General features: G+C 74.5%; 22 protein-coding genes. 12 read left to right on the forward strand and 10 right to left on the reverse strand.

Annotated features, from left to right (window positions below):
• Positions 1-10 precede the first annotated feature (10 nt).
• From AC3ERT_RS15255 to AC3ERT_RS15280, 6 genes are all read left to right on the forward strand, one after another.
• Positions 11-625, forward strand: coding sequence for an acyl-CoA-like ligand-binding transcription factor (locus tag AC3ERT_RS15255; protein WP_335981962.1), 615 nt, complete (start codon positions 11-13; stop codon positions 623-625).
• 461 nt (positions 626-1,086) lie between these two features.
• On the forward strand, positions 1,087-2,112 hold the full coding sequence (locus tag AC3ERT_RS15260; RefSeq protein ID WP_435134741.1) for an amino acid ABC transporter permease: 1,026 nt from the start codon (positions 1,087-1,089) through the stop codon (positions 2,110-2,112).
• Positions 2,109-2,957 (forward strand): amino acid ABC transporter ATP-binding protein, encoded by an 849-nt coding sequence (locus tag AC3ERT_RS15265; RefSeq protein WP_435174632.1) that lies wholly within the window; start codon positions 2,109-2,111, stop codon positions 2,955-2,957. The genes AC3ERT_RS15260 and AC3ERT_RS15265 overlap by 4 nt, the downstream gene beginning before the upstream one ends.
• Before the next feature lie 161 nt (positions 2,958-3,118).
• Positions 3,119-4,126, forward strand: coding sequence for a transporter substrate-binding domain-containing protein (locus AC3ERT_RS15270; RefSeq protein WP_435174635.1), 1,008 nt, complete (start codon positions 3,119-3,121; stop codon positions 4,124-4,126).
• A 121-nt stretch (positions 4,127-4,247) separates the two neighbouring features.
• Positions 4,248-5,003: a GNAT family N-acetyltransferase gene (locus tag AC3ERT_RS15275; protein ID WP_335981970.1), complete on the forward strand. Its 756-nt coding sequence runs from the start codon at positions 4,248-4,250 to the stop codon at positions 5,001-5,003.
• Positions 5,004-5,031: 28 nt separating this feature from the next.
• Complete coding sequence (locus AC3ERT_RS15280; protein WP_435174637.1) at positions 5,032-6,378, forward strand: NtaA/DmoA family FMN-dependent monooxygenase; 1,347 nt, start codon at positions 5,032-5,034, stop codon at positions 6,376-6,378.
• 10 nt (positions 6,379-6,388) lie between these two features.
• On the opposite strand, the gene AC3ERT_RS15285 is transcribed toward AC3ERT_RS15280, so the two are convergent.
• From AC3ERT_RS15285 to AC3ERT_RS15295, 3 genes are all read right to left on the reverse strand, one after another.
• Positions 6,389-10,255, reverse strand: a complete 3,867-nt coding sequence (locus tag AC3ERT_RS15285) for an ABC transporter ATP-binding protein (protein ID WP_435174682.1) — start codon at positions 10,253-10,255, stop codon at positions 6,389-6,391.
• 492 nt (positions 10,256-10,747) lie between these two features.
• Positions 10,748-12,796, reverse strand: a complete 2,049-nt coding sequence (locus AC3ERT_RS15290; RefSeq protein ID WP_435134731.1) for a vWA domain-containing protein — start codon at positions 12,794-12,796, stop codon at positions 10,748-10,750.
• A 200-nt stretch (positions 12,797-12,996) separates the two neighbouring features.
• The gene (locus AC3ERT_RS15295; RefSeq protein WP_435134728.1) at positions 12,997-14,427 is read right to left on the reverse strand and encodes a dihydrolipoyl dehydrogenase family protein; all 1,431 of its coding nucleotides are present in this window, start codon (positions 14,425-14,427) and stop codon (positions 12,997-12,999) included.
• Positions 14,428-14,753: 326 nt separating this feature from the next.
• Between AC3ERT_RS15295 and AC3ERT_RS15300 the strand changes: the two genes are divergently transcribed.
• The 3 genes from AC3ERT_RS15300 to lnt all read left to right on the forward strand — a co-directional run bounded on the left by AC3ERT_RS15300 (position 14,754) and on the right by lnt (position 17,798).
• A complete protein-coding gene (locus tag AC3ERT_RS15300; RefSeq protein ID WP_435174639.1) occupies positions 14,754-15,350 on the forward strand; it encodes a histidine phosphatase family protein in 597 nt (198 codons plus the stop codon).
• Between the two features lie 130 nt (positions 15,351-15,480).
• Entirely contained in the window at positions 15,481-16,014 is a 534-nt protein-coding gene (locus AC3ERT_RS15305; protein WP_335981978.1) for a DoxX family membrane protein, read from the forward strand.
• A gap of 203 nt (positions 16,015-16,217) precedes the next feature.
• Complete coding sequence (gene lnt, locus AC3ERT_RS15310) at positions 16,218-17,798, forward strand: apolipoprotein N-acyltransferase (protein ID WP_435174641.1); 1,581 nt, start codon at positions 16,218-16,220, stop codon at positions 17,796-17,798.
• On the opposite strand, the gene AC3ERT_RS15315 is transcribed toward lnt, so the two are convergent.
• Positions 17,761-18,678 (reverse strand): Gfo/Idh/MocA family protein, encoded by a 918-nt coding sequence (locus AC3ERT_RS15315; RefSeq protein WP_435174685.1) that lies wholly within the window; start codon positions 18,676-18,678, stop codon positions 17,761-17,763. The two genes, lnt and AC3ERT_RS15315, sit on opposite strands and share 38 nt — an antisense overlap.
• Positions 18,679-18,886: 208 nt before the next feature.
• On the opposite strand from AC3ERT_RS15315, the gene AC3ERT_RS15320 reads away from it, so the two are divergent.
• Positions 18,887-19,306: a hypothetical protein gene (locus tag AC3ERT_RS15320; protein WP_435174643.1), complete on the forward strand. Its 420-nt coding sequence runs from the start codon at positions 18,887-18,889 to the stop codon at positions 19,304-19,306.
• Between the two features lie 65 nt (positions 19,307-19,371).
• Here the strand turns inward: AC3ERT_RS15320 and ung are convergent, their stop codons facing one another.
• From ung to AC3ERT_RS15345, 5 genes are all read right to left on the reverse strand, one after another.
• Positions 19,372-20,055: a uracil-DNA glycosylase gene (gene ung, locus AC3ERT_RS15325; protein WP_335981984.1), complete on the reverse strand. Its 684-nt coding sequence runs from the start codon at positions 20,053-20,055 to the stop codon at positions 19,372-19,374.
• Between the two features lie 88 nt (positions 20,056-20,143).
• Complete coding sequence (locus AC3ERT_RS15330) at positions 20,144-20,905, reverse strand: SDR family oxidoreductase (RefSeq protein ID WP_335981985.1); 762 nt, start codon at positions 20,903-20,905, stop codon at positions 20,144-20,146.
• 39 nt (positions 20,906-20,944) lie between these two features.
• Entirely contained in the window at positions 20,945-21,706 is a 762-nt protein-coding gene (gene fabG / locus AC3ERT_RS15335; RefSeq protein WP_435134721.1) for a 3-oxoacyl-ACP reductase FabG, read from the reverse strand.
• A 324-nt stretch (positions 21,707-22,030) separates the two neighbouring features.
• Positions 22,031-22,414, reverse strand: coding sequence for a DUF3037 domain-containing protein (locus tag AC3ERT_RS15340; protein ID WP_335981990.1), 384 nt, complete (start codon positions 22,412-22,414; stop codon positions 22,031-22,033).
• Complete coding sequence (locus AC3ERT_RS15345) at positions 22,411-23,229, reverse strand: HipA family kinase (protein WP_335981992.1); 819 nt, start codon at positions 23,227-23,229, stop codon at positions 22,411-22,413. The genes AC3ERT_RS15340 and AC3ERT_RS15345 overlap by 4 nt, the downstream gene beginning before the upstream one ends.
• A 32-nt stretch (positions 23,230-23,261) precedes the next feature.
• Here AC3ERT_RS15345 and AC3ERT_RS15350 point away from each other — a divergent pair, with 32 nt between their 5' ends.
• Together AC3ERT_RS15350 and AC3ERT_RS15355 are read left to right on the forward strand one after the other, a co-directional pair.
• A complete protein-coding gene (locus AC3ERT_RS15350) occupies positions 23,262-25,385 on the forward strand; it encodes a S9 family peptidase (RefSeq protein ID WP_435174645.1) in 2,124 nt (707 codons plus the stop codon).
• 78 nt (positions 25,386-25,463) lie between these two features.
• A complete protein-coding gene (locus tag AC3ERT_RS15355; protein ID WP_335981996.1) occupies positions 25,464-25,955 on the forward strand; it encodes a Rieske (2Fe-2S) protein in 492 nt (163 codons plus the stop codon).
• Between the two features lie 97 nt (positions 25,956-26,052).
• Here the strand turns inward: AC3ERT_RS15355 and AC3ERT_RS15360 are convergent, their stop codons facing one another.
• Entirely contained in the window at positions 26,053-26,967 is a 915-nt protein-coding gene (locus tag AC3ERT_RS15360) for a LysR family transcriptional regulator (protein ID WP_435134714.1), read from the reverse strand.
• Between the last annotated feature and the right edge of the window lie 27 nt (positions 26,968-26,994).

Below are 26,994 nucleotides of genomic sequence, written 5' to 3' on the forward strand. Positions count from 1 at the left end.
AATCGACGGCATGAGCAGCGCAGAGGAGACCCCGGCCGTGGCGGCGCCGAGCCTGCGGGAGCGCAAGAAACAGCGCACCCGCGAGGCGATCCGGCGGGAGGCGTACCGGCTCTTCGCCGAGCAGGGGTACGAAGCCACCACCGTCGACCAGATCGCCGAGGCGGCCGAGGTCTCCCCGAGCACCTTCTTCCGGTACTACCCGACCAAGGAGGACGTGGTCCTCGTCGACGACTACGACTCGGTGCTCGCCGACGCGCTGCTGGCCCGCCCGGCCGGCGAGCCGATCATGGACTCCCTGCTGGCCGCGCTCACCGGCTCCTTCGGCCCGGTCATCAAGTCCGACCTGGACGAGCTGCTGCTGCGCACCCGGCTCGGCTTCAACGACCCGGCGATCAGGGCCCGTTCGTGGGACGAGTTGCAGCGCAGCCAGGACCGGCTGGCCGAGGTGATCATGGCGCGCACCGGCCGCGGCCCCGACGACCTCCACGTCCACGCCGCGGCCGCCGCGATCATGGCCGTGTCCACCGCCGTGGTGCGCTACTGGGTCGAACGCGACGGCGCGCCGGACCTGCCGTCCCTGTACGAGGCGCCCTTCCGCATGCTTGCCGAGGGCCTGCGGCTCTGACCGGCCCGCCGGGCGGGTTTTTGAACGGGGCGTGAAACCCGGCGGGGGAAAACCGTACAGACGGGGGTGTAACGGCGGGGGCGTCGTTGACACGTGTCGGGGCGCTGCCTACGGTGACGGCCGGGTCGAGGCGATGCCGCCCGGCCGTGGTGGAGTGACGCGAGGCCCGCGACGACGGGCGGGCGAGGTGGGCGGGATGGACGCGGCGAACGGCTCGGAGCGGTGTCGCTGCCGCTATCCGCACCGCCCGGTCCTGGCCCGGCACATCGACCTGCTGCGCGTCAGCAGCGCACTCTGTCGGCGCTGAACCCGCCCGGGCCGCAGGCCCGTTGAGGTACCAGCACCAGCCGCCCGCACGTTCCCCACCTCCCCCGCCGCCGTCCGCCGCCGCGTGTGCCGCCCTCCCGGGTGGACGACGCTCGGTGCGCCGCGGCCGCCCCTCCCCGCGCCGGAGTCGCCAGATGACCGACCTGCCCCGCGCCGCCGCCCAGCCCGCCGAGGCCCCATCCTCCGACGGCCCGCTCCCTGACGACGCGCCCTCCGACGACACGCCCGGTGGCCGCGAACACGCCGACGCAGAGCGGGTGGTGCCGCTGCGCCACCCCCTGCGGTGGGTGCTGACCGCGGCCGTGCTGGTGGTCGTCGCGCAGATCGGCCACGGCCTGGTCACCAACCCCTTCTTCCAGTGGAGCAGGTTCCGCTACTGGTTCCTGCGGCCGGTGATCCTCGACGGCCTCGGCATCACGCTCCAAGTCACCGCCTGGAGCGCGGTGTTCGGGCTGCTCGCCGGGATCGTGCTGGCGCTCGCCCGGATGTCGCGCAGCCCGGTGCTGCGGATCGCCAGTTGGGTGTACGTGTGGCTCTTCCGCTCGGTGCCGCTGATCGTGGTGCTGCTCTTCCTGGCCAACTTCCAGGCGCTGTACGCCACTTTGAGCCTCGGGGTGCCGTTCGGGCCGCACTTCGTGGACTTCGACGAGTCCAGGGCGGCGACCAGCATGGTGGTCGCGGTGGTCGGCGTCAGCCTCAACGAGGCCGCGTACGCCGCCGAGGTGGTGCGCGGCGGGCTGCTCTCGGTGGACCAGGGCCAGCACGAGGCGGCGGCCGCACTCGGGCTGCCGCGCCGCTACCAGTTCACCCGGATCATCTTCCCGCAGGCGCTGCGGGCGATCGTGCCGGCCTACGTCAACCAGCTCATCGGGCTGGTCAAGAGCACCTCGCTGGTCTTCTACGTCTCGCTGCTCGACGTCTTCGGCCGGGTCGAGACGCTGGGCAGCACCTACCCGAGCGACATCGTGCCGCTGCTGCTGGTCGCGACGGTCTGGTACGTGGTGCTGACGAGCGTGGTGTCGGTGGCGCAGTTCTACGTCGAGCGGTACTTCTCCCGCGGCGCGCTGCGGACCCTGCCGCCGACGCCGCTGCAACGGGTGCGCGCCGCGCTCCTGGACGTACGGGCGCGGGCCCGGTTCGCGGCGGGAGCGGCCCGATGAGCGCGGCGGAGCAGACGGGCGGGACCGCGGCCGAACAGGCCGAACAGGCCGAACGGGCCGAACGGACCCCTGCCGACGCGGCCCGGCCGGTCGCGGTGACCGTGCGGGGCGCGTACAAGCGGTTCGGCGCGCAGCAGGTGCTCGCCGGGGTGGACCTGACGGTGCCGGCCGGCGAGGTCACAGTGATCCTCGGGCCGTCCGGCTCGGGCAAGTCCACGCTGCTGCGGGCGATCAACCACCTGGAGAAGCTGGACGCCGGACACGTCGAGGTCGGCGGCGAGCCGATCGGGGTGCGGCGCCACCGCGGCCGGTTCAAGGAGCTGGGCGAGCGGGCGATCCTGGCGCAGCGCGCCCGGATCGGCTTCGTCTTCCAGAACTTCAACCTCTTCCCGCACCTGACCGTGCTGGAGAACGTGGCCGCCGCGCCCGTGGCGACCGGCCGCAGCACCCGGACCAAGGCCCGCGCGGCCGCCCGGGAGCTGCTGGAGCGGGTCGGACTTAGCGACCGGGCCGAGGCGTATCCGCGGCAGCTGTCCGGCGGGCAGCAGCAGCGGGTGGCGATCGCGCGGGCGCTGGCCCTGGAGCCCGGCGTGATCCTCTTCGACGAGCCGACCTCCGCGCTCGACCCCGAGCTGGTCGGCGAGGTGCTGGCGGTGATCAAGGGCCTGGCCACGGGCGGCACCACGCTGATCGTGGTCACCCACGAGATCGGCTTCGCCCGGGAGGTCGCCGACAGCGCCGTCTTCCTGGACGGGGGCCGGGTGGTGGAGCACGGGCCGCCCGCGCAGGTGCTGTCGGCGCCGCGCCACCCCAGGACCCGGGAGTTCCTCAGCCGTGTCCTGTGAGCCGCCGCCCGGGCCGTACCGGCCGTATTCGCCGGGCCCGCCGCACCCGTAGGCCGTACGCAGGCCCGTCAGTCCGGGTCCCGACACCGACACCGGTACGCCCGTATGCCCCGTAACTCCGTACGCCCGTATGCCTGTTGCCCCTGCCAAGGAAGGCCGCCATGCCCCGTACCGCTTCCCGCCTCGCCCTGAGCGCCGCCGCCGCGGCCACCCTCCTGCTGGGCCTGACCGGCTGCGGCAGCAGCGGTTCGTCCGCCGCGGCCGCGGCGGACGCCAAGGGCACGGTGACGGTCGGCGCGCTGTCCAACGGCGCCGCCCACCAGACCACCCTGAAGGTGCCCGAGGTGGCCGCGATCCGCGCCGAACTGCCCGCGGCCGTGCGCAAGCGCGGCCAGTTGGTAGTGGGCCTGGGCTTCCTGCCGGCCGGCTCCCCGCCGATCGGCTACACCGGCACCGACCAGAAGACCCTCACCGGCTCCGAGCCCGACCTCGGCCGGCTGGTCGCGGCGGTCTTCGGGCTCAAGCCGGTGCTCACCAACGCCACCTGGGACAACCTCTTCATCGGCATCGACAGCGGCAAGACCGATGTCGGCTTCTCCAACATCACCGACACCGAGCAGCGCAAGCAGAAGTACGACTTCGCCAGCTACCGGCAGGACAACCTCGGCTTCGAGGTCCGCAAGGACGACTCCTGGACGTTCACCGGCGACTACCGCCAGCTGGCGGGCAAGACGGTCGCGGTCGGCTCCGGCACCAACCAGGAGAAGATCCTGCTGGAGTGGCAGGCCCGGCTCAAGGCAGCCGGCAAGAAGCTCACCATCAAGTACTACCAGGAGGCGAACAGCACCTACCTGGCGCTCAACTCCCACCGGATCGACGCCTACTTCGCGCCGAACCCCAGCGTCGCCTACCACGTCGCCAAGACCGCGGGCAGCCCGCAGGCCACCCGCAGCGCGGGCACCTACTCCGGTGCCGGGGCGAGCCTGCAAGGGCTGATCTGCGCCACCACCAAGAAGGACGACGGCCTGGCGAAACCGCTGGCCGACGCCATCAACTACCTGGTCACCAATGGCCAGTACGCGAAGTGGCTGGCCGCGTGGAACCTCAGCGACGAGGCGGTGGACCGCTCGCTCGTCAACCCGCCCGGGCTGCCGCTGAGCAACTCCTGACCGCGGGGCCCGGGACTTTCCGCGGCCCGGGCCGGCGTTGTCCCGCGAGAGCACGCTCCGGCCGGCGCCCGCCGGCGCCGGCCGCACCGCACCGCACCAGGAACGGAGAGGCACCGCCCCCATGTCGACCAGCCCGCACACCACGCCCCCGCCGCCGCACGCACCCCGCCCGCAGCACCCGGCGCCCGGCGCGCACGTCCTGGACAACCCCGCCTGGGCCTCGCTGAGCGGCCCGCACCGCCACCTGGCGGAGCTCGCCGGCCGTGCGGGCCGCTACCGCACCGACGTGTCGCCCTTCGTCGCGCTCGCCGACGCGGCCGACCCGCGCGCGTGGGCCGACCTGGCCGCACTGGTCGGACCGGGCAACTCCTTCACCGCCGCCGGGCTCGCCGACCTGCCCGCCGGGTGGAGCGGCAGCGACCCGATCCCGGGCGTGCAACTGGTGGCGACCACGCTGCGCGGGGTGCCGGACCCGGAGGCGGTACGGCTCGGGCCGGCCGACGTGCCCGAGATGCTCGACCTGGTCGCGCGCACCCAGCCGGGCCCCTTCCTGCCCCGCACCGTCGAGATGGGCGCGTACTACGGCATCCGCCGCGCGGGCGCGCTCGTGGCGATGGCCGGGGAGCGGCTGCGCCCGCCGGGCTGGACCGAGATCAGCGCGGTGTGCACCGACCCGGCCCACCGCGGGCAGGGCCTGGCCGGGCGGCTGGTCCGCCACACCGCGGCCGGGATCGGCGCCCGCGGCGACACCCCGTTCCTGCACGCCGCCGCCTCGAACACCCCCGCCATCGCCCTGTACGAGGCGCTCGGCTTCACCCTGCGCCGCACCACCGTCTTCCGCCAGGTCACCGTGCCCGGCCCGACCGCCACCCCATGACCCGCCCGAGCCGGAGGAGCGCGCGCCCATGAGCACGCAGCCGAAGCAGATCCATCTCGCCGCCCACTTCCCGGGCGTCAACAACACCACCGTGTGGAGCGACCCCGAGGCCGGCAGCCACATCGCGTTCGACTCCTTCGCCCGCTTCGCCCGCACCGCCGAGCGGGCGAAGTTCGACTTCCTCTTCCTCGCCGAGGGCCTGCGGCTGCGCGAACAGGGCGGCCGGATCTACGACCTGGACGTGGTCGGCCGCCCCGACACCTTCACGGTGCTCGCCGCGCTGGCCGCCGTCACCGAGCGGATCGGGCTGGCCGGCACCATCAACTCCACCTTCAACGAACCCTACGAGGTGGCCCGGCAGTTCGCGTCGCTGGACCACCTGTCGGCCGGGCGCGCGGCCTGGAACGTGGTCACCTCCTGGGACGCCTTCACCGGTGAGAACTTCCGGCGCGGCGGCTTCCTCGAACAGGCCGACCGCTACACGCGCGCCGAGCAGTTCCTGCGCACCGCACAGGAGTTGTTCGACTCCTGGCACGGTGGCGAGATCGCCGCCGACCGCTCGTCCGGCCGCTTCCTGACCGACCCCGCCGCGGGCTCCTTCCGGCACAAGGACGAGCACTTCGCCATCGAGGGCCGCTTCAACGTGCCGCGCAGCCCGCAGGGCCGCCCGGTCGTCTTCCAGGCCGGGGACTCCGACGAGGGGCGGGAGTTCGCGGCCCGCTCGGCCGACGCGATCTTCAGCCGGCACGCCGAACTCGAGGCCGGCCAGGCGTTCTACCGCGACGTGAAGGGCCGGCTCGCGAAGTACGGCCGCAACCCTGAGGAGTTGCTGATCCTGCCCGCGGCGACCTTCGTGCTCGGCGACACCGACGCGCAGGCGCAGGACGCCGCCCAAGAGGTGCGCCGGGCCCAGGTCAGCGGCCAAACCGCGATCAAGCTGCTCGAACAGGTCTGGAACCGCGACCTGTCGGCCTACGACCCGGACGGCCCGCTGCCGGACGTCGACCCCGACCCGGGCGAGCACACCCTCGCCCGCGGCCGGGCCAGCGTCCGGATGGTCCGCGACCCGCTGGCCGTCGCCCGCGAGTACCGCGAACTGGCCGCGGCCGAAGACCTGTCGATCCGGGACCTGGTGATCAGGACCAGCGCGCGCCAGACCTTCATCGGCTCGCCGCAGACGGTGGCCGCGGCGATCGACGCGTACGTCCAGGCCGACGCGAGCGACGGGTTCATCCTGGTGCCCCACGTCACCCCCGGCGGCCTGGACGCCTTCGCCGACACGGTGGTGCCGCTGCTCCAGGAGCGCGGGGTCTTCCGCACCGACTACGCCGGCACGACGCTCCGCAATCACCTCGGGCTCGCCCCGCGCCCCTGAGGCCGCCGGGTCAGCCGCCCCCGGCGGCGAGCTGGTCGACGGTCGCGGCGGCGCCGTGCTGCCGGAAGGCGTCCCACAGCTTCCGGTACACCCCGTCCGCCGCGAGCAGCATCGCGTGGGTGCCGGTCTCCACGACGGTGCCGCGGTCCAGCACCACCACCCGGTCGGCCCGGGCGGCCGTGGTGAGCCGGTGCGCGACCACCAGCGTGGTGCGCTTTCGCGTCAGCGCCTCGGTGGCGGCCGCCACCCGGCTCTCGGTGGCCAGGTCCAGCGACGCGGTGGCCTCGTCGAGCAGCAGCACGTCGGGGTCGACGAGTTCGGCCCGGGCCAGCGCGAGCAGCTGCCGCTGCCCGGCGGACAGGTTGCGGCCGCGCTCGCCGACCGGCTGGAGGTAGCCGGCCGGGAGCCCGGCCACCATGTCGTGCGCACCGACCGCGCGCGCCGCGGCCTCCACCTCGGCGTCGGTGGCGCCGGGCCGGCCGTAGGCGATGGCGTCGCGCACGGTGCCGCTGAACAGGTGGGCCTCCTGCGGGACCACGCCGAGCCTGGCGCGGTAGCCGGCCAGGTCCAGCGCGCGCAGGTCGTGGCCGTCGACCCGGACCGCGCCGCTGGTGGGGTCGTAGAACCGGGCGATCAGCTTCATCACGGTGGACTTGCCGGCGCCGGTCGCGCCGACGAGCGCGACCGTCTCGCCGGGCGCGATCCGCAGCCGGACGCCGTGCAGCACCTCCTGCCCGCCGCCCCCGGCGTATCCGAAGGACACGTCGTCGAAGACCACCTCGCCCCGCAACTGCCGCACTTCACGCGGGTGTTCGGGTACGGGGGTGGCGGTGGGGGTGCGCATCAGGGTGCGCAGCCGGCCCAGGCCCACGACGGCCTGCTGGTAGCCGTCGAAGACCTGCGAGAACTGCTGGATCGGGGAGAAGAACAGGTCGACGTAGAGGAGGAAGGCGATCAGCGTCCCGGCGGTCAGGGTGCCGGAGTGCACCTGCCCGGCGCCGACCGCGAGCACCGCCGCGGTGGACAGGGTGCCCAGGAACTCCACGAACGGGAAGAACGTCGCCATGTAGCGCTGGGCGCGCAGCCGCGAGTCGCGGAAGGCCCAGGCGAGTTCGGCGAAGTCGGTGGCGTTGCGGCGCTCGCGGCGGAACGCCTGGGTGACGCGGATCGCGGTGACGTTCTCCTGGAGGGCGGCGTTGACCGCGCTGACCCGCTCGCGCGCCTCGTGGTAGGCGGGTACCGAGTGGTGCCGGAAGACCGCGGTGCCCACCACCAGCAGCGGCAGTGCGCCGAGCAGCACCACCGCGAGCCCGGCGTCGATGACCAGCAGGGTGATCAGCACGCCGAACACGGTGAGCAGGCTGACCACGGCGGTGATCAGCCCGGTCTGGAGGAAGTTCGACAGCGCGTCCACGTCGGTGGTCATCCGGGTCATGATCCGGCCGCCCAACTCGCGCTCGTAGTAGTCCAGTCCGAGCCGCTGGAGCTGGGCGAACGTCTTGACCCGGAGCGTGTAGAGCAGCCGCTCGCCGGTGCGTCCGGTGGTGCGGATCTGGCCGACGCCGATCAGCCAGTCCGCGGCGACCACCACCGCCGCGGCCGCGGCCGCCTCCAGCAGCACCCGGCCCGAGTGGTGCGCCACGCCGTCGTCGACGCCCCGGCGGACCAGCACCGGCACGATGATCTGCGCCAGCGCGTCGAGGGCGACCAGCGCCAGCCCCAGCAGCAGCGCCAGCCGGAACGGCCGCACCAGCGGGCGCAGCCCGAAGTGCGGGTCGGCGGCCCGGGTGCGGTCGGCCGGCACGTCCGGGTCGGCCGCGGGCAGCGGCATCTTCGCCAGCCCGGCCAGGAGTTCGGGGGTGGGCGGCGCCGTGCCGAGCACCCCGCCGCCCGGCCCCCGGCCGCGCCCGGCCGTCGCCGAGGAGAGCGAGATCGCCTGCGCGGCGCGCAGCGCGGCGCCCTCACCGCCCGCCGGGCCGTCCTCGCCGTCCGGGCGGCGCCACAGGTGCGCGGTGACGGCGGGGGCCGGGTGCGCCGGGGGCGCGGCCGTCGGGTCGGGCCCGTCGTCGCTCGCGGCCGACAGTTCGGCGCCCGCGGGCGTCCCCAACTCCCCCGATCCGGAGGCATGTTCGGCGGCCATCGCGTTGCCGGTCCGATGCTCCCCGGCCGGTTCGGGCGCGTCCACGGCCGACAGCAGGGAGCGGAACAGCGCGGAGCGGGACCGCAGTTCGTCCATCGTGCCGGTGTCGACCACCCGGCCGCCGTCCAGCACCGCGATGCGGTCGGCGAGTTCGAGGGTGGAGCGGCGGTGCGCGATGATCAGCGTGGTGGGGCGGCGGACCGCCTCGTGCAGGGCCGCGTGGATCTCCGCCTCCACCCGGGCGTCGATCGCGGAGGTCGCGTCGTCGAGCACCAGCACCGCCGGGTCGCACAGCAGCGCCCGGGCGAGCGCGACGCGCTGCCGCTGGCCGCCGGACAGCGTCAGGCCCTGCTCGCCGACGACCGTGTCGTACCCCTGCGGCAGGCGCTCGACGAACTCGTCGGCGCGGGCGATCCGGGCGGCGGCCTTGACCCGCTCCTGGCTCGCGCCGGGCTCGCCGTAGGCGATGTTGTTGCGGACCGTGTCCGACAGCAGCAGGCTCTCCTCGAAGACGAACCCGATCCGGCCGCGCAGCGAGTCGAGCGTCAACTCCCGTACGTCGGTGCCACCGACGCGGACCGACCCGGCGGGGACGTCGTAGAAGCGCGGCAGCAGCGCCGCCGCGGTGGACTTGCCGGAGCCGGCCGGGCCGATCAGGGCGACGGTCTCGCCGGGCGCGATGTCGAGGCTGAAGCCGCGCAGCAGCGGCTGCCCGTCGCCGTAGCCGAAGGTGACGTCCTGCCAGGACAGCGCGGGCGGCTCGTCGGGCAGTTCGCGGGCGCCGGGCGCGTCGGTGATCACCGGTGCCTCGTCGACGACCTCCAGGACGCGTTCGGCGCCGGCCCGGGCCTGCTGCCAGACGGTCAGCAGCGTGGCGACCTGGCGGACCGGGGTGACGAAGGAGCCGAGGTAGCTGGTGAAGGCCAGGAAGGTGCCGAGCGAGATCCGGCCGTGCAGCGCCAGGTAGCCGCCGAAGGCGAGCACCGCGACCTGGCCGAGCGCGGGCACCGCCTGGAGCGCGGGGTTGTAGCGGCTGTTGTAGCGCACGACCCGCAGCCGGGAGGCGAACAGCCGCTTGGCGCGCTGCTCCAGGCCGGCCAGTTCGCGTTCCTCCTGCCCGAAGCCCTTGACCACACGCACCCCGGTCACCGTCGCCTCGACACCGGAGGCGACCTCGGCGGCCTCCTGCTGGGCGTGCCAGTTGGCGGGGAACAGGTCACGGCGGCTGCGCAGCGCGATCAGCCACAGCAGCGGGCCGACGACCAGCGCGACCAGGGTCAGCAGCGGGGACAGCCACGCCATGAAGACCAGCGAGACCACGAACATCAGCGCGTTTCCTGTCATGTTCGGCAGGAACTGCAGCAGGGTCTGGATCAGGGTGATGTCGGATATGGAGCGGCTGACGATCTGGCCGGTGCGCAGGCTGTCCTGCTGGGCGCCGCCCAGCCGCAGCAGCGCGGCGAACGCGTCGTTGCGCAGGTCGTACTGGACGCCGAGCGACAGCCGGCCGGCGGTGTAGCGGCGGGTGAAGCCGCCGGCGAAGCGGACCGCGCCCAGCCCCGCGAGCACCACGGTCCACGCGGTGAGCGACCCGGTACGCCCGGAGGCGACGCGGTCCACGACGTGCCGCAGCACCAGCGGGAGCGTCGCCGTGGCGATCGCGACGGCGACGGCGGCGCCGAACGCCATCAGCACGTCCCGGCGGTGCCGCAGGCAGTACGCGCCGATCCGGCGCACCCAGCCGGCCGCGGGCTGCGCCGTACCGGCGCCCGCGTCGTCCGCCCGGTGCGGCCCTTGGTCCTGCGCTGGGCGGCCCGTCACCGGGCGCCCGCCGACGCGCCGGGCACGGGGGTCCGGCGCACCGGTCGCGGGCGGGCGGGGGCGTGCGGCGGCGGGCAGTCGACCGTGCGGCTCATGGGACTTCGTCTCCTCGGTCACGGATGCGGGTGCGAGTGCGGGTGCGGGTGCGGATACAGCGACCATGCCCGGCGACAGTCGCGTCCGGCTGGACTCGCGCCACCGGGCCAGGCACATCATCATCTATCCCCAACCTTTGAGCGCCTTGACCCGGCGCCCTGAACCACAAACGGCTCACCCCGCCCTTCCACGGCCGTGCCCCGCCGTTGCTGTGCGCCCCCTGCGCGGTCCGCGTCGGCGTGCCGGGGGCCGGGCGCGCGTCCGTCCGCGCACCCGGCCCCGGGCCCTGCTGCTCCTGCTCGGTCCGCCGGCTCAGCGACGGGCGGGGTGCACCGCCGCGGGCCGCGGCTGGGCCTTCTGCGGCCCGGCACCGTAGCCCTGCTGCCCGCCGTCGTCCGGGCAGCAGGTCACGGTGTTGGTGACGACGAGGTGCTGGTGGTGCGCGGTGAGCGTCGCGTCGTACGGCAGCGGCAGGTGCGTGCCGGCGCCGTCGACGCTGGTGACCTCCGAACCGCCGAGCGTGCAGCCGGGCGCGGTCAGGTGGACGCTCTCGGCCACGGTGACGCGGTCGCCGATGGTGTAGCCGGTGCGGGGGTCGCCCCACGGCTGCGGGGTGGCCCCGGCGCCGCCGGGACCGGTCAGGGTGAGCTGGGCGCTGAGCCCGTCGGGCTGGGTGCCCTCGGCGTACAGGTGGCCGTCGACGTTCCACTCCTTGTCGACGGTGATGTCCGCGGAGTCGTCGGTGCTGCCGACGGGCCGGTTGTAGACGGTGCAGCTGATGGCGGCCTGGCGGGGCGCGTCCACGGTGAAGCCGGGGATCTCGTCGGTGCCGGTGTTCTCCACCGGTACGCGCTGCCCGGTGTCGAGGTCGGTGCACACGGCGTTGCCGCCGTCCTGGGTGACGAGTGCGTAGCCGGGGTGCTGGATCTCGCCCACGGTGACGTCCGCCGAGGGGTTCACGCCGAAGCCGGGCTGGAAGGTGACGGCGCCGGTGCCGTCGGAGGTGGTGGTCTGCGTGGCGGGCAGGCCGGTGACGCCGGGTGTGGTCGTGGAGGCGTCGAAGGTCCAGCCGGGACCGGCCGGTTCGGCGCCCGTGACGTCCTCGCCGGTGGTGTCCTCGGGCGCGATCTGCTTGACGACGGTGAGGCTGCCGGTGCAGTGCTCGAGTGCCAGGGCGCGCAACTGGTCGGCGGCCTGTCCGTAGTCGGTGGTCTGGAAGTAGTCCGCGGCGGTGGTGTTGCCGCCGTCGAAGGCCGTCGGGCCGGAGATGGCGCGCAGGTTGAGCCCGGACAGCCCCGCCACGCCGCTGCCGACGCCGAGGGCGATCACCCTGGTGTCCTGGGCCTTGACGGAGTTGGCGGAGAAGATGCCGTTCTCCACGTCGATGAAGTGGGTGTTGGCGCCGTCGCCGTGCAGGCTGCCGAAGCGGGTCGGGTTGCCGTCGGTGAGGACCACGGTGGCGTCGTAGTGCTCCGGTGCCTGGGCGACGGCGTGCAGCGCGCGGTCCCAGTTGGTGCCCTTGCCGAGCGTCCAGTCCGCGTAGAGGCTCTTGAAGGCGGCGGCACCGGCCGGGGTCGAGACCGACCGGAGCTCGGGGTGGTTGGCGTCCACGCTGGTGGCGGGCGACGCCTGGTCGAAGGAGAACAGCGCCAGCCGCGAGGGCGTGCCGGTCAGGGCGTCGGTGAACGCGTCGGTGGCCGCCTTCAGCGCGGGCAGCTGGCTGCCGACGGACGCGGACAGGTCGAGGACCACCGCGACGTCCAGCCCGCACGACTGCGGCAGCGGCGGGTTGTCCCGCGAGGACTGCCAGATGCCGCCCGAGCGGGTGGGCAGCGAGTTGCTGGAGCTGTACATGAACTCGCGGGTGGAGCGGTAGGTCGCCCCGCCCTCCAGCGCCGGCGTCTGGAACTCGTACGGCGAGGCGACCGAGTTCGAGCCGCTGCCCGGGCCGGTGCGCAGCACCGGGTTGGTGTACCAGCCGGCGGGGGCGGCGAGTTGGCGGACCGTCAGCACGCTGCCGTTCTCGGCCTCGCCCGCGCCGGTCTGCGGCACGACGAAGTTGCAGTCCCCGTCGGCGTCGGAGGTGCACTGGGCCCAGGGGGCGTCGATCGGGTCCGCGGCGTCGGCGTCGCGGAAGAGCGCGAGCCGGACCCCGGCCAGCGGCAGGACCGTGTCGGTCGCGGGGTCGCGGTCGCCACCGGTACGCACCGTCACCACGGAGCTGTCGGGGCCGGGCGCGGGCACGGCGCGGGGCTGGACTGCCGGGCCGCCCGGCGCGCCGACGGCACCCGCGGCCGGCGCGCCGCCCAGGGCGAGCAGCAGGGCGGCCGCCGCGGCGAGATGGGATCTGTACGTCATCATGACCTTTCGCCAGAAGCGTGCGCGATGACCGTTATGGAACGGTTCGCACGCCGCACCCTAGCTACTCAGCGTCACATCTCCTGGGGGCTCGCCATGCCGCGCACGGACCACGGCGCGGAATCGATGCGTATGGCGGACACGCGCCGATCACACCTGCCGATCCCGCGGGCACCTGCCGGTCACCCGGGCCGCGCGGGCCGTCAGCCGCGGTAGGTCTCCAGCAGGCGCAGCCACACCTCGCTGATGGTGGGGTAGGAGGGGACCGCGTGCCACAGCCGGGAGATCGGCACCTCGCCCACGACCGCGATCGTGGCGGAGTGCACCAGTTCGCTCACCCCGGGCCCGACGAAGGTCACCCCGAGCAGCACCTCGCGGTCGAGGTCCACCACCATCCGGGCCCGGCCGGTGTAGCCGTCGGCGTACAGGCTCGCACCCGCGACCTGCCCGAGGTCGTAGTCCACCGCCCGCACCCGCCGCCCGGAGCGCTCGGCCTCCTGGAGGGTCAGGCCGACCGAGCCCGCCTCCGGGTCGGTGAAGACGACCTGCGGCACGGCGGCGTGGTCGGCGGTGGCGACGGCCGCGCCCCAGGGCGCGTTGTCCACCGGCTGCCCCGTGGCGCGCGCGGCGATCGCGGTGCCGGCCATCCGCCCCTGGTACTTGCCCTGGTGGGTCAGCAGCGCCCGGTGGTTGACGTCGCCGGCCGCGTAGAGCCACCCGTCGGGCACCGCCGTGACCTGGCAGGTGTCGTCGACGGTGAGCCAGTCGCCGGGCGTGAGTCCGACCGTGTCGAGCCCGAGGTCGCCGGTGTGCGGCTCGCGGCCGACCGCGAAGAGGATCTCGTCCGCGGTCAGTTCGCCGCCGTCGTCGAGCCCGACCCGCACCTCGCGGCCCTCGCGCACCACCGACGCCACGGACACCCCGAACCGTACGTCGACGCCCGCCTCCCGCAGCCCGTCGGCGACCATCTCCCCGACGAACGGCTCCATCCGGCCGAGCAGTTCGCCGCCGCGGACCAGCACCGTCACGCGCGCGCCGAGCGCCTGCCAGGCCGTCGCCATCTCCACGGCGACCACGCCGCCGCCGACCACCACCAGGCTCTCGGGCACCTGCTTGGCGCTGGTCGCCTCGCGGCTGGTCCACGGCCGGACGTCGGCCAGCCCCGCCAGGTCGGGCAGCGCCGCGGTGGTGCCGGTGCACACCGCGACCGCGTGCCGGGCCGCCAGCCGCACCACACCGCCGTCCGGGGTGTCGACCACGACCTGGCGCGGCCCGTCGAGCCGGCCGCGGCCGCGCACCAGGTCGATGTGGACCGAGTCCAGCCACCCCACCTGGCCCGCGTCCTTCCAGTGCGAGGTGAACTCGTCCCGGCGGGCCAGCACCTCCGCGGAGTCCAGCGGCCCGGCCACGGCGGCGGCCAGCCCCGGCAGCCGGCGCGCGTCGGCCCGGGCGGCCACCGGCCGCAGCAGCGCCTTGCTCGGCATGCACGCCCAGTAGGAGCACTCACCGCCGACGAGTTCGCTCTCCACGACAACCGTGCTGAGCCCGGCCGCCCGGGTCCGCTCGGCCAGGTTCTCCCCGACCGGGCCCGCTCCGATGACGACCACGTCGTATGTGCGGGGTGCGTCGTTCATTCCGGCTCCTGTTGCTGGTCGCTGCCGCTTGCTGGTCACTTGGCCGCCGCACGGGCGGAACGCTCCGCCCTGCCGCCGCCTCGGCCGCCCCGTGTGCCGCGCGGACCCGCGGGTGTCCCCCGTACGCTGCTTCGATCCGACCGAGAACACGCCGCCGCCGCAACCGGAGCGACCCGCGCGCCATCGTAACGACGCCGCGGGCGGGAAGTCTTTCGGCCGGTCCGCGGTTGTGCCGACGGGTCGGCCCGACGGCCGCGCGGTGGTCGCGGCGGGCGGTCGGCATATGATCACAAACGGGCGCCGCGGGGCGCCACGGGAGGTGTCCGATGGGTGAGCTCGTTCTGATCCGGCACGGCGAGACCGAGTGGTCGCAGTCCGGTCAGCACACCAGCTACACCGACCTGCCGCTCACCGAGCACGGCGAGGAGCAGGCGCGGTCGCTGGTGCCGCTGCTGGCCAGCCGGCACATCGGGTGCGTGATCAGCAGCCCGCTCCAGCGCGCGCAGCAGACCGCGAAGCTCGCCGGCCTGGACCACGTACGCATCGACCCCGACCTGCACGAGTGGGACTACGGCGGCTACGAGGGCGTCACCACCCGCGACATCCACCGCACCCGCCCGGGCTGGGAGATCTGGACCGACGGCGTCGTGCCCGGGCCCGAGGGGCATCCCGGCGAGAGCCCCGAGCAGGTCGGCGACCGTGCCGACCGGGTGCTCGCCCGGGTCGAGGCGGCCTTCGCCAACGGCGAGGGCGGCGACGTCGTCCTCGTCGCGCACGCGCACTTCCTGCGGGTGCTCACCGCCCGGCGGCTCGGCCTGCCCCCCGCCGACGGCGCGCTCTTCCAGCTCGCCACCGGTACGGTCAGCCGGCTCGGCATCGAACACGGCCGCCATGTGCTGACCTCCTGGAACCGCCTGCCGTAGCCGCCCGGCGCGGCGCCCCCCCCGTTCGCCCGGACAGACCGCCTGGCGCGGCGCGATGCCCGCCGGGCCGCACACACTGGCCGGGTGGGCCCTTCGACGACCGGGCCCGGGCGAACGAAAGGACGCGGTCATGGGAACGGCGTACCGCAAGGACATCGGACTGCTGGCGCTGCGTCTGGGCGCGGGGTCGGCGCTCTTCGCGCACGGCGCGCAGAAACTGTTCGGATGGTTCGGCGGAGGCGGGCTCGACGCCACCGCCGGGGCCATGGAGCACATGGGTTTCCGGCCCGGCAAGCCCGCGGCCGTCGCGGCGGGGCTCGGCGAGGCGGGCGGCGGCGCCCTCCTCGCGCTCGGCCTGGCCACCCCCGCGGCCGGTGCGGCCGCCGCCGGGGCCATGGCCGGGGCCGTCGCGGTGCACGCCCCGGCCGGCTTCTTCGCGATGTCCGGGGGCTTCGAACACCCGGCGCTGCTCGGCTGGACCGCCGCGTCCCTCGGGCTGTCCGGGCCCGGACGGCTCTCCCTCGACCACGCCACCGGCCACTGCCTGGACCGGCCCTGGGTGATCGCCGCGGCGTTCGGCGCCGCCGCACTCGCCGCGGCCGCCGTCGTCACCACCCGCGCCCGCGCAGTGTCCGAAGACGCCTCAGCGGACGCCTCGGCCTGACCCACCCGGCGGACCCGTCCCGGGAGTGCCGGGACCTTGCGGTCCGCCGTGGCTGCTCGCGCCGTTCCCCGCGCCCCTTGGGGCGCGAGCTTCTTTCGCGGGAAGGCCCGAGCAAACCAGGGGCGCGGGGAACTGCGCGACCAGCCCCCACCGGCAGGTGGTCCCGGAACCGACAGCACCACCCCACCCGGAGGGAGCCGCGGATGAGCCCGACAGGCACCCTGCTCCCGGGTACGCGAGGGTGGAGCCGCGGAGTGGCCTCCGCAGTGGCGGGCGCGGTGCCGGCGCTGACCTTCCCGGCACCGTCCCTGTGGTGGCTCGCCTACTTCGCCCTGGTCCCCTGGCTCCTGCTGATCCGCTCGGCGCCGAGCGCCCGGCGCGCGGCGCTGGACGGGTGGTTCGGCGGCGCCGGCTTCATGCTCGCGGTCCACAACTGGCTGCTGCCGAGCATGACCGTCTTCCTCCCGGTGCTCGCCCTGCTGCTGGGTGCGCTGTGGGCGCCCTGGGGCTGGCTGGTCCGCCGCCTGCTCGGCGGCGCCCCCGCGGTGGGCGCCGCCCTGGTGCTCCTGCCCAGCGGCTGGCTGCTGATCGAACTGGTCCGCTCCTGGCAGTACCTCGGCGGCCCCTGGGGCCTGCTCGGCGCGAGCCAGTGGCAGGTCGGCCCGGCCCTGCGGCTCGCCTCCCTCGGCGGGGTGTGGCTGGTCAGCGCGGCGCTGGTGCTGGTCAACACGGCCGTCGCCGTCCTGTGCGTGCTGCCGTCCGCGCGCCGTACCGCCGCCGCGACACTGCTCGCCGCCTCGGTGGCGACCGGCGCCGTATGGCTGTGGGCGCCGCGCCCGCACGCCACCGCGCCGGTCCGGGTCGCGGTCGTGCAGCCCGGGGTGGTCGAAGGGCCGGCTGCCCGGTTCGCCCGCGAGGTCCGCCTCACCCGGCAACTCGCCGGCCGCCGCCCCGACCTGGTGGTGTGGGGCGAGAGCAGCGTCGGCGTCGACCTGTCGGACCACCCGGGCACCACCGCGACGCTCGCCGCGCTCTCCCGCCTGGTCGGCGCCGACCTGCTGGTCAACGTGGACGCCGAACGCGCCGACGGCACCGGCATCTCCAAGACCTCCACACTCGTCGGCCCGCACGGCGTGACCGGCCCGACGTACGACAAGATGCGGCTGGTGCCCTTCGGCGAGTACATCCCGATGCGGTCGCTGCTGGGCTGGGCCACGTCCGTGGGGAAGGCCGCCGGGCAGGACCGCAGGCCGGGCCGCCGGCAGGTGGTGATGGACACCGGGGCGCTGCGCTTCGGGCCGCTGGTCTGCTTCGAGTCGGCGTTCCCCGACATGAGCCGCCACCTGGCCGCGGACGGCGCGCGGCTGCTGGTCGCCCAGTCCTCCACCGCGTCGTTCCAGGGCAGTTGGGCCCCGGCGCAGCACGCCTCGCTCGCGGCGCTGCGGGCCGCGGAGACCTGGCGGCCGATGGTGCACGCCACCCTCACCGGGATCAGCGCGGTCTACGGTCCCGGCGGCGCGCCCGTCGGGCACCGGATCGGCACCAGCGGCGGCGCCGCCGCGGTGTACGAGGTGCCGACCGCCACCGGGACGAGCCCGTATGTGCGGTTCGGCGACTGGGTGCCGCGGCTGGCGCTGCTGCTGATGCTCGCCGCAGGGGCCGTTGAAGGGGTCCGCGCGCTACGCCGCCGGGCTGCCGGGGCCGGGCCGGTGGGCGGCGAAGGGGTCCCCGCGGACGTGGCCGCGCTCAGGCGGTCGCCGGACCCGGCACGGGACTCCCGGTGATCTCGGCGACGATCCGCTCGCACAACTCGTGGGTGCGCAGGGCGTCCCGCGCGTCGAGGGGGGTGCCGGCGCGCACCGCGTCGAGGAAGGCGAGCGCCACCTGCTCGATGCCGCGCTGCCGCGCCACCGGCACCCAGTCGCCGCGGCGCCGCACGGTCGGCTGGCCCTTGTGGTCGATCACCTCGGCGAGGTTGAGCACCTGGCGGCGGGCGTCGGCGCCGCTGACGTCGAGGGTCTCCTCGGTGGAGCCGCTCATCCGGTTCATCGACCCGATCGCGGTGAAGCCGTCGCCGGACAGGTGCACCACCACGTGGTGCAGCAGCCCGTCGCGGACCCGGGCGGAGACGCGGACCTGCTCGATCGGGCCCGGCGCCAGGAACCGCAGCGTGTCGGCCACGTGCACGAAGTCGTCGAAGACGGCCGTCCGGACCTCCTCGGCGAGCCCGACCCGGTTCTTCTGCATCAGGATCAGGTCGCGCGGGTGGTCCAGGCACTGCGCGTACCCCGGCGCGAAGCGGCGGTTGAAGCCGACCGCCAGCGGCACACCGCGGGTGCCCGCGAGGTCCACCAGACCGCGCGCGCCGTCCAGGTCGTAGGCGAGCGGCTTGTCGACATAGGTGGGGACGCCCGCCTCGATCAGGCGGGTGCCGATCTCCACATGGTGGGCGGTGGGGGCGTGGACGAAGGCCGCGTCGAGGCCCTGGTCGAGCAGCGCGTCCAGGGTGGGGTGGCGGTGCGGCAGCCGGTAGGCGTCGCCGACGGCGGCCAGGGTGGCGGCGGTCCGGGTGTGCAGGTGCAGTTCGAGGCCCGGCTGCGCGGCGAGCACCGGGAGGTACGCCTTCTGCGCGATGTCACCGAGCCCGATGACGCCGATCTTCAGGGGGGCGCTGCCGTCGCGCGCTGCCATCCGTGCTCCTGGTGCCGTGCGGTGCCGTCGTCAGTCCTACCCGGCCGGGCGGTGCCGGGCCGGTGCCGTGCTGTGTGGTGCCGTGCCGTGTGGTGCCGTGTCCGGGCAGCATACGGGGGCGCCGCATGTTCACCCCTGCGGGGAATACCCGGACGGTCGCGGGTACGGCACAGTGGCGCGGGTGCGTGGCCTCTCCCCGTTCCTGCCCCCGGTGTTCGCGCTGTGCGCGGTGCTCGCGTCCGCCGGGTGCACCACTGTCTCGCCGCAGCCCGGAGCCCCCGCTCCCGCTCCCTCGGCGTCCGCCCCGCCCGCCCGGACCGCGCGGCCCGACGACGCGCGGGTGGCGTCGACGCCCGCTCACCGGGTGCTGGCCACCGCGCGCCCGGACCCCCCGGCACCGGATGCGCGGCCCACCGCCAGGGCCGTACCGGCGCCGGCTCCCCCGCGCCCGGCGCTGCGGCCCGCCGTCCCCCGCCTCAAGGGGCCGGCCCGCCCGCTGCTCCCGACCGCGCCGGACGTGTGCGGGCTCGGCGAGACGTACGGCGGGTGGGCACGGGGCGGGCGGGCGTCCTCGATCTGCCACGAGGTCTACCGCCGCTGACCGCCCGCGCCCGCCGCCGGTGCCCGCTTTCCCGCTCAGCGCCGCCCGTACACCACTGCCCCCGTTTACGCCGACGCGAGGTCGGGGATGCGCCAGTCGATCGGCTCGTGGCCCTGGGACTTCACCGCTTCGTCGATCTGCGTGAAGGGGTGGCTGCCCAGGAAGAGCTTCGCCGACAGCGGCGAGGGGTGCGCGCCCTCTATGACGGTGTGGCGGCCGGTGTCGATGAGCGGCTTCTTCTTCTTCGCGTAGTTCCCCCACAGGACGAACACCGCCGGGTCGGGGCGGTCGGAGACGGCGCGGATCACCGCGTCGGTGAACTTCTCCCAGCCCTTGCCCTTGTGCGAGTTGGCCTCGCCCTCACGCACCGTCAGCACCGCGTTGAGCAGCAGGACGCCCTGCTCGGCCCACGGCATCAGATACCCGTTGTCCGGCACGGGGTACCCGAACTCGTCCTTGAGCTCCTTGAAGATGTTCCGCAGCGAGGGAGGGGTGCGCACCCCGGGACGCACCGAGAAGCACAGCCCGTGGCCCTGACCCGCGCCGTGGTACGGGTCCTGACCGAGCACCAGCACCTTCACCTTGTCGAACGGTGTGGCCTCCAGAGCGGCGAACACCTCGTCCTCGGGCGGGAAGACGTGGTGTTCGCGCCGCTCGGCCGCGACGAAGTCGGTGAGCTGCTGGAAGTAGGGCTTGTCCAACTCCTCGCCGAGAACGGCCTGCCAGGAGTCGGGCAGCATGCTGGGCACGTCGGGAACCTCCGGTACGCGATCGGTTTCACTGCCCCGAAACTACCGCGCCCCTCTGACAATCCGGTCCCGTCGGCATTCCGCCCGGTCAGACGCCCGCTTTCAGGAACAGGCCGCCGTCGATCACCAGGTTCTGCCCGGTGATCCACGCGGCCTGGTCCGACAGCAGGAACGCCGCCGCGCCGCCGATGTCCTCGGGCACGCCCAGCCGCTGCATGGGGTAGCCGGCCGCCGTCTCCTCCTCGTGGCCCTCGTACAGGGCCGCGGCGAACTTCGTCTTCACCACCGCGGGGGCGATCGAGTTGACCCGCACCTTGGGCGCCATCTCGGAGGCGAGCTGCACAGTGAGGTTGACCATCGCGGCCTTGCTCATGCCGTAGGCGGCGATGAACGGCGAGGGGGCGATCCCGGCGATCGAGGCGATGTTGACGATCGAGCCGCCGTTCTCCTTCTGCCAGGCCCGCCAGGTCTGCTGCGCGAAGCCGAGCGCGGAGAGCACGTTGGTCTCGTAGACCTTGCGGGCGACCCCGAGGTCGAGGTCGGTGAGCAGGCCGAAGACCGGGTTGGTGCCCGCGTTGTTGACGAGGTGGTCGATCCGGCCGAACGCCTCCATCACGCGGGCGACGGCCGCCTCCTGGTGCGCCTGGTCGTGGGCCTTTCCGGCCACGCCGATCACCCGGTCGCCGCCGCCCAGCCGCTCGACGGCCTCCTTGAGGGCGTCCTCGTTGCGGCCGGTGATGCAGACGCGGTCGCCGCGGGCGACGAGCGCCTCGGCTATCCCGTACCCGATGCCGCGGCTGGCACCGGTGACGATCGCGGCGCGGCCGCTGTCCGGGGGGAGTTCAGTCATGTCCTGGTACGCCTTCGCTGCTGGTGGAGGGTGACGCGGTCAGTCGAGCGGGCCGCCGGCCACGTACAGCACCTGGCCGGAGACGAAGCCGGCCGCGTCGCCGGTGAAGAACGCGATCGCGCCCGCCACGTCCTCGGGACGGCCGACCCGCTGCACGGGGATCTGGGTGGCCGCCGCGGCCTGGAACTCCTCGAAGCCCATGCCCACGCGGGCGGCGGTCGCCGCGGTCATGTCGGTGACGATGAAGCCGGGGGCGACCGCGTTCGCCGTGACGCCGAACTTGCCGAGCTCGATCGCGAGGGTCTTGGTGAAGCCCTGCATGCCCGCCTTCGCGGCGGCGTAGTTGGCCTGGCCGCGGTTGCCCAGCGCCGAGGAGGAGGAGAGGTTCACCACGCGGCCGAACTTGGCGTCCACCATGTGCTTCTGCACCGCGCGGGTCATCAGGAACGCGCCGCGCAGATGGACGCCCAGCACCGTGTCCCAGTCCGCCACGGACATCTTGAAGATCAGGTTGTCGCGGAGCACGCCCGCGTTGTTCACCAGGATGGTGGGCGCGCCGAGCTCTTCGGCCACCCGGGCGACGGCCGCCTGGACCTGGGCCTCGTCCGACACGTCGGCGCCCACGGCGATCGCGCGGCCGCCCGCGCCCGTGATCGACTCCACGGTCCCCTTGCAGGCGTCCTCGTCCAGGTCGATCACGGCGACGGCCCGGCCCTCCGCGGCCAGCCGCACCGCGGTCGCCGCGCCGATTCCGCGGGCGCCGCCCGTGACGATCGCGACGCGCTGCTCGGTGGTGGACATCTTCGTCTCCTCAACCTCGGCCGGTTGGCGCGCCCGCCCTCACATGAGCGACCGCTTAGTAGGTCACGCCCCGAACCGTAAGAGGGGGCGCTGACGCTGTCAACAGGACCCCCGGTCCTGCCCCGTCCTGTCGGTTCCGGGACCTTGCGGTCCGCTGTGGCTGGTCGCGCAGTTCCCCGCGCCCCTTCGGGGCGCGAGCTTCTTCCGCGGGAAGACCCGAGCGAAAACAAGGGGCGCGGGGAACTGCGCGAACAACCACCGCGGACCGCGAGGTCCCGGCACCCACAGGACCGGGCAGCCCGGGGGGAGGGGCGGAAGAGCCGCTCAGCGGACGAGGAGGGCGAGGAGGCGGTCGGCCTCCTTACGGGCGTCCTGGGTGAGGCCGGTGTGGATCGGCCCGGGCTGCACGATCGTGCTGCGCGGAGCCGTGAGCCAGCGGAACCGCCGCCCGGGGTCGTCCTCCCCCGCCTGCCCAGCGGCAGCGCCCCCCGCACAGATGCCCTCGTAGCCGCGCAGCGCCGCCTCGACGCCTTCGACGTCGACGTCCGGGTCGAGGCAGCGCAGACGGGCGACGTCGAGGTGGACGCGGGCACCGACGTACGCCTGGGCGCGGCAGTACACCAGCACGCCCGCGTTGATCAGTTCGCCGCGCTCGATCCGCGGCATGACGCGCACGAGCGCGTACTCGAAGACGTCCCGCCCGCTCATTTCGCGTTCTTCCCCTCGACCCAGGTCCGCAGCCACTCGGGTGGCGGTTGCTTCGCCTTCTGGCGGGCCGTGGTAATGCGCTCGTGGATGTCCAGCGCCCGGGCACCGAGGAGTTCGCGGTAGGCGGCGCGCACGTCGTCGGGCGCGTCGAACCCGGGCTCGTCGACCAGCCACTCGTCGGGCACCTGGGCGGTCACCTCGGTGAGCAGCGGCTCCGTCACCTGTGCGGCCAACTCCGCCGCCACCGCCGCGGGTTCGGGTGAGAAGCGGGACAGCGCGTGGTCGGTCGCGTCGTACGGCTTGGCGGACGCGGCCTGCGCCGACTTCCAGTTGTGGTGCCAGATGAGCGAGGCGCCGTGGTCGATCAGCCACACGTTCCGGTGCCAGACCAGCATGTTAGGATTGCGCCACGACCTGTCCACGTTGCCGATGAGCGCGTCGAACCAGACGATGCGGCTGGCCTCCTCGGGTTCCATGGTGAACACCAGAGGGTCGAAGCCGAGCGAGCCGGGCAGGAAGTCCATCCCGAGGTTGAGTCCGCCGCTCGCCTTGAGCAGGTCCTGGATCTCCTGGTCGGGCTCCCCGAGTCCGATCACCGGGTCGAAGTCGAACCGCACCAGCTCGGGCACCCGCAGCCCCAGTCGGCGGCCGAGTTCGCCCGCGATCACCTCGGCGACCAGCGCCTTGCGCCCCTGGGCCGCGCCGCTGAACTTCACGACGTAGGTACCGAGGTCGTCGGCCTCGACCACACCGGGCACCGAACCGCCCTCACGCAGCGGCGTGACATAGCGGATGCCGGTCACTTCTCTCAACATCCCCCCAGGTTAGCGGGGTGAAGACTGCCCTTATGGACACGATCGACGATCACCGCGACTTCCCCCGCCAGTTCGCCCGCACCCAGCGCTTCTCGCTGGGCGTCCCGCAGGCCCTCACCCTCTCCCCCGACGGTTCGTCGGTTCTTTATGTGCGCACCCGCGGCCCCGAGGACCGCGCCGGCTGCCTGTGGCGGCTGGACGCCGACGGCGAGCGCCTGCTCGCCGACCCGGCCGCGCTCGCGGACCCGGGCGGCGAGGTGCCGCCGGAGGAGCTGGTCCGGCGCGAGCGGGCCCGGCAGCGCACCACCGGCATCGTCGGCTACGCGGCCGACCGGGCGGTGCGCCTGGTGGCGTTCGCCCTGGACGGCGCGCTGTGGACCGCCGACCCCGCGGGCCTCAGGCCGCCGCGCCGGCACCCCACCGCCGGGCCCGTGATCGACCCGCGGCCCGACCCGACCGGCCGCCGCGTCGCCTATGTGACCGGCGGCGCGCTGCACGTGCGGGACCTGGCGACCGGCGCGGACCGGGTGCTCGCCGCGCCGGAGAGCGGCGAGGTGGCGTACGGCCTGGCCGAGCACGTGGCGGCCGAGTCGATGCACCGCCACCGCGGCTACTGGTGGGCGCCGGACGGCGAACGGCTGCTGGCCGCCCGGGTGGACACCGCGCCGGTGGCGCGCTGGTGGATCGCCGACCCGGCGGACCCGGCGCACCCGCCGCGCGAGACGGCCTATCCGGCGGCGGGCACCGCGAACGCCGAGGTGTCGCTGCACCTCCTGGACGCGGACGGGTCGGGCCGCCGTACCGAGGTCGTCTGGGACCGGGCCGGCTTCGAGTACCTGGCGGCCGCCTCCTGGGACGCGCACGGCCCGCTGCTGAGCGTGCAGAGCCGCGACCAGGGCACCGTACGGGTGCTGGCCGCCGACCCGGCGACGGGGGCGACACGGCTGCTGCACGAGCAGCGCGACCCGAAGTGGGTGGAGTTGGTGCCCGGCACTCCCGCGCGGACCGCGTCCGGCGCCCTGGTGCACACCGAGGACGCGGGCGGCACCCGCTTCCTTGCGGTCGGCGGCGCGCCCGTCACGCCCGAGGGCCTCCAGGTGTGCGAAGTGCTGTCCGTGGACGGCGAGTCGGTGCTGTTCACGGCGTGCGACGAGCCGACCGAGGAGCACCTGTGGTCGTACGGGCCCGAGGGCGGCGCGGTCCGGCTGAGCGAGGGGCCGGGCCTGCACACCGGGCAGCGGGCCGGCGGCGCGCTGCTGCTGTCGTCGCTGACCGAGGGCGGCCGCGACATCCGGGTGCTGCCGCCCGCCGGGGCGGCGGGGTCCGGTGGTGAGCTGCGGGTGCCGTGCCTGGCGGCCCGGCCGGTGGTGACGCCGCGGGTGACCTGGCTGCGGGCGGGCGAGCACGCCGTCCGCACCGCGCTGCTGCTGCCGTCCTGGCACCGGCCCGGCTCGGGCCCACTGCCGGTGCTGCTCGCGCCGTACGGCGGCCCTGCCATGCGGCTGGTGGTGCGGGCGGCGACCTGGCCGCTGGCCGAGGCGCAGTGGTTCGCCGAGGAGGGCTTCGCGGTGGTCGTCGCGGACGGCCGCGGCACCCCGGGGCGAGGTCCGCGGTGGGACAAGAGCGTGTACAAGGACACGCTGGAGGTGCCGCTCGCCGACCAGGTGACCGCGCTGCACGCGGCGGCCGCGCACTGCCCCGACCTGGACCTGGGGCGGGTGGCGATCCGCGGCTGGAGCTTCGGCGGCTCGCTGGCGGCAATGGCGGTGCTGCGCCGCCCGGACGTCTTCCACGCGGCGATCAGCGGCGCCGCCCCCAGCGACCAGCGGCTGTACGACACGCACTGGCGCGAGCGGTTCCTCGGCCACCCCGACGAGGACCCGGAGGCGTACGACCGGTGCTCGCCGATCACCTCGGCGGCCGCGCTGGAGCGGCCGCTGCTGCTGGTGCACGGCCTCGCCGACGACAACGTGGTGGCCGCGCACACGCTGCGCCTGTCGGAGGCGCTGCTCGCCGCGGGCCGCTACCACCAGGTGCTTCCGCTGTCGCACGCCACGCACGGGCCGAGCGATCCGGTGGTGGTGGAGGGGCTGCTGCGACACCAGGTGAAATTTCTTCGGGACGCGTTGAACACCGCGCCGCGGGCGGCCGTATGAACGGGTACGCGTGACAGCACGCTGCCGGGCGGCGAGGGCCCCGCCGTCCGGTCCGACCCATGAACAGGATGCAACCCCATGGCAGAAAGCTCCGGAATCCCCGAGTCACCGACCCGCCGCGGCGTTGTCGCGGCGGCCGGTGGCGTGGGCCTCGCCGCCGTCCTGACCGCCTGCGGTTCCGGCTCCTCCCACTCCTCCGACGACGCCGGCGGTTCCTCGGCCGCGCAGGGCTCGACCGGGGCCGCGGGCTCCGGCACCCCGTCGGCCGGGAGCGGCGCGGGCGGCACGTCGCTGGGCAAGACCTCGGACATCCCGGTCGGCGGCGGCAAGGTCTTCGCCGACCAGAAGGTCGTGGTGACCCAGCCGAGCAGCGGCCAGTTCAAGGGCTTCTCGGCGGTGTGCACGCACCAGGGCTGCACGGTCGCGAAGGTCGCCGACGGGGTGATCGTCTGCCCGTGCCACAACAGCACCTTCAAGGTGGCCGACGGCTCCGTGGCCAGCGGCCCGGCCACCTCGGCGCTGCCCGCGAAGAACGTCACCGTGTCCGGCGGCGAGATCACGCTCGCCTGACTCCCGAACGCCGGTCCGGGTTCGCGGGGCGGGCCCCGAACCCGGACCGGCCCACCGGCCGGTCCTGCGGATGGCCGGCCGGCGGCCGCCCGCGCGCTCAGGCCGCGGGCGGCCGGTAACCGCCCGCGGACGCCCGCAGCGCGTCCACGGCGACGCGGATCGCCGGGCGGCGGTCGGCGTCCTCGCGCCAGACCGCGTACACATGGCGCCGCATGGTGTGGCGGACGGGGATGATGTGCACCCCCGGCGGCACCGGGTCGCGGCCCAGCCGCGGCATGACGGCGACCCCGAGTCCGGCGGCGACCAGCGCGAGCACGGTGGCGTGCTCCTCGGCGTGGTGGGCGACGCGCGGCTCGATGCCTTTGCCGCGCAGCGTGAACAGCAGCCACTCGTGGCAGAAGCCGCCGTCCGGCCAGGCGATCCACTCGTCGCCGGCCAGTTCGTCCAACGCGATCTCGGCGCGGTCCCCCAGCGGGTGCCCCAGCGGCAGCGCGACGTCCACGATGTCGTCGAAGAGCGGCGCCTTGGCGAGGCCGCCGGGCAGGGACAGCGGTTTGTTGTACCAGTCGAGCACCACGGCGAGGTCGATGTCGCCGCGGCCGAGCCGCGCCAGTGCGTCGTGCGGCTCCATCTCGTGGACGACGGTGCGCAGTTGGGGGTGGGCGGCGCGCAGTTCGCCGAGCGCGGCGGGGAACAGCCCGCGCACCGCGGTCGGGAAGGCGGCGGCGCGCAGTTCGCCGACCGCGGCGCCGCGGTGCGCCTCCAGGTCGGCGTGGGCGAGTTCGACCAGCGACAGTATCCGTTCGGCGTGCCCGGACAGCAGCCGCCCGGCGTCGGTGAGCCGCACCCCGCGCCCGTTCTTCCCGAGCAGCGCCTGCCCGGTCTCCCGCTCCAGCTTGGACATCTGCTGCGAGACCGCGGACGTGGTCACGCTCAGCGCGTCGGCGGCGGCGCTCACCGAGCCGTAGGTGTCGATGGCGTGCAGGATACGGAGCCGTTCGAGGGACAACATGTAAGTGATTCTACGGTGTTCGTGCAG

The organism is Actinacidiphila sp. bgisy145 (assembly GCF_057708125.1).

Excerpts from the sequence above, each read along its gene's own strand:
- AC3ERT_RS15275 (WP_335981970.1), top strand. The coding sequence starts at position 4,248 with ATGTCGACCAGCCCGCACACCACGCCCCCGCCGCCGCACGCACCCCGC.
- AC3ERT_RS15280 (WP_435174637.1), top strand. The coding sequence starts at position 5,032 with ATGAGCACGCAGCCGAAGCAGATCCATCTCGCCGCCCACTTCCCGGGC.
- AC3ERT_RS15350 (WP_435174645.1), top strand. The coding sequence starts at position 23,262 with ATGGACACGATCGACGATCACCGCGACTTCCCCCGCCAGTTCGCCCGC.
- AC3ERT_RS15345 (WP_335981992.1), bottom strand. The coding sequence starts at position 23,229 with ATGTTGAGAGAAGTGACCGGCATCCGCTATGTCACGCCGCTGCGTGAG.
- AC3ERT_RS15255 (WP_335981962.1), top strand. The coding sequence starts at position 11 with ATGAGCAGCGCAGAGGAGACCCCGGCCGTGGCGGCGCCGAGCCTGCGG.
- AC3ERT_RS15330 (WP_335981985.1), bottom strand. The coding sequence starts at position 20,905 with ATGACTGAACTCCCCCCGGACAGCGGCCGCGCCGCGATCGTCACCGGT.
- AC3ERT_RS15295 (WP_435134728.1), bottom strand. The coding sequence starts at position 14,427 with ATGAACGACGCACCCCGCACATACGACGTGGTCGTCATCGGAGCGGGC.
- fabG (WP_435134721.1), bottom strand. The coding sequence starts at position 21,706 with ATGTCCACCACCGAGCAGCGCGTCGCGATCGTCACGGGCGGCGCCCGC.
- lnt (WP_435174641.1), top strand. The coding sequence starts at position 16,218 with ATGAGCCCGACAGGCACCCTGCTCCCGGGTACGCGAGGGTGGAGCCGC.
- AC3ERT_RS15305 (WP_335981978.1), top strand. The coding sequence starts at position 15,481 with ATGGGAACGGCGTACCGCAAGGACATCGGACTGCTGGCGCTGCGTCTG.
- AC3ERT_RS15340 (WP_335981990.1), bottom strand. The coding sequence starts at position 22,414 with ATGAGCGGGCGGGACGTCTTCGAGTACGCGCTCGTGCGCGTCATGCCG.
- AC3ERT_RS15360 (WP_435134714.1), bottom strand. The coding sequence starts at position 26,967 with ATGTTGTCCCTCGAACGGCTCCGTATCCTGCACGCCATCGACACCTAC.
- AC3ERT_RS15290 (WP_435134731.1), bottom strand. The coding sequence starts at position 12,796 with ATGATGACGTACAGATCCCATCTCGCCGCGGCGGCCGCCCTGCTGCTC.
- AC3ERT_RS15300 (WP_435174639.1), top strand. The coding sequence starts at position 14,754 with ATGGGTGAGCTCGTTCTGATCCGGCACGGCGAGACCGAGTGGTCGCAG.
- AC3ERT_RS15270 (WP_435174635.1), top strand. The coding sequence starts at position 3,119 with ATGCCCCGTACCGCTTCCCGCCTCGCCCTGAGCGCCGCCGCCGCGGCC.
- AC3ERT_RS15260 (WP_435134741.1), top strand. The coding sequence starts at position 1,087 with ATGACCGACCTGCCCCGCGCCGCCGCCCAGCCCGCCGAGGCCCCATCC.
- AC3ERT_RS15355 (WP_335981996.1), top strand. The coding sequence starts at position 25,464 with ATGGCAGAAAGCTCCGGAATCCCCGAGTCACCGACCCGCCGCGGCGTT.
- AC3ERT_RS15265 (WP_435174632.1), top strand. The coding sequence starts at position 2,109 with ATGAGCGCGGCGGAGCAGACGGGCGGGACCGCGGCCGAACAGGCCGAA.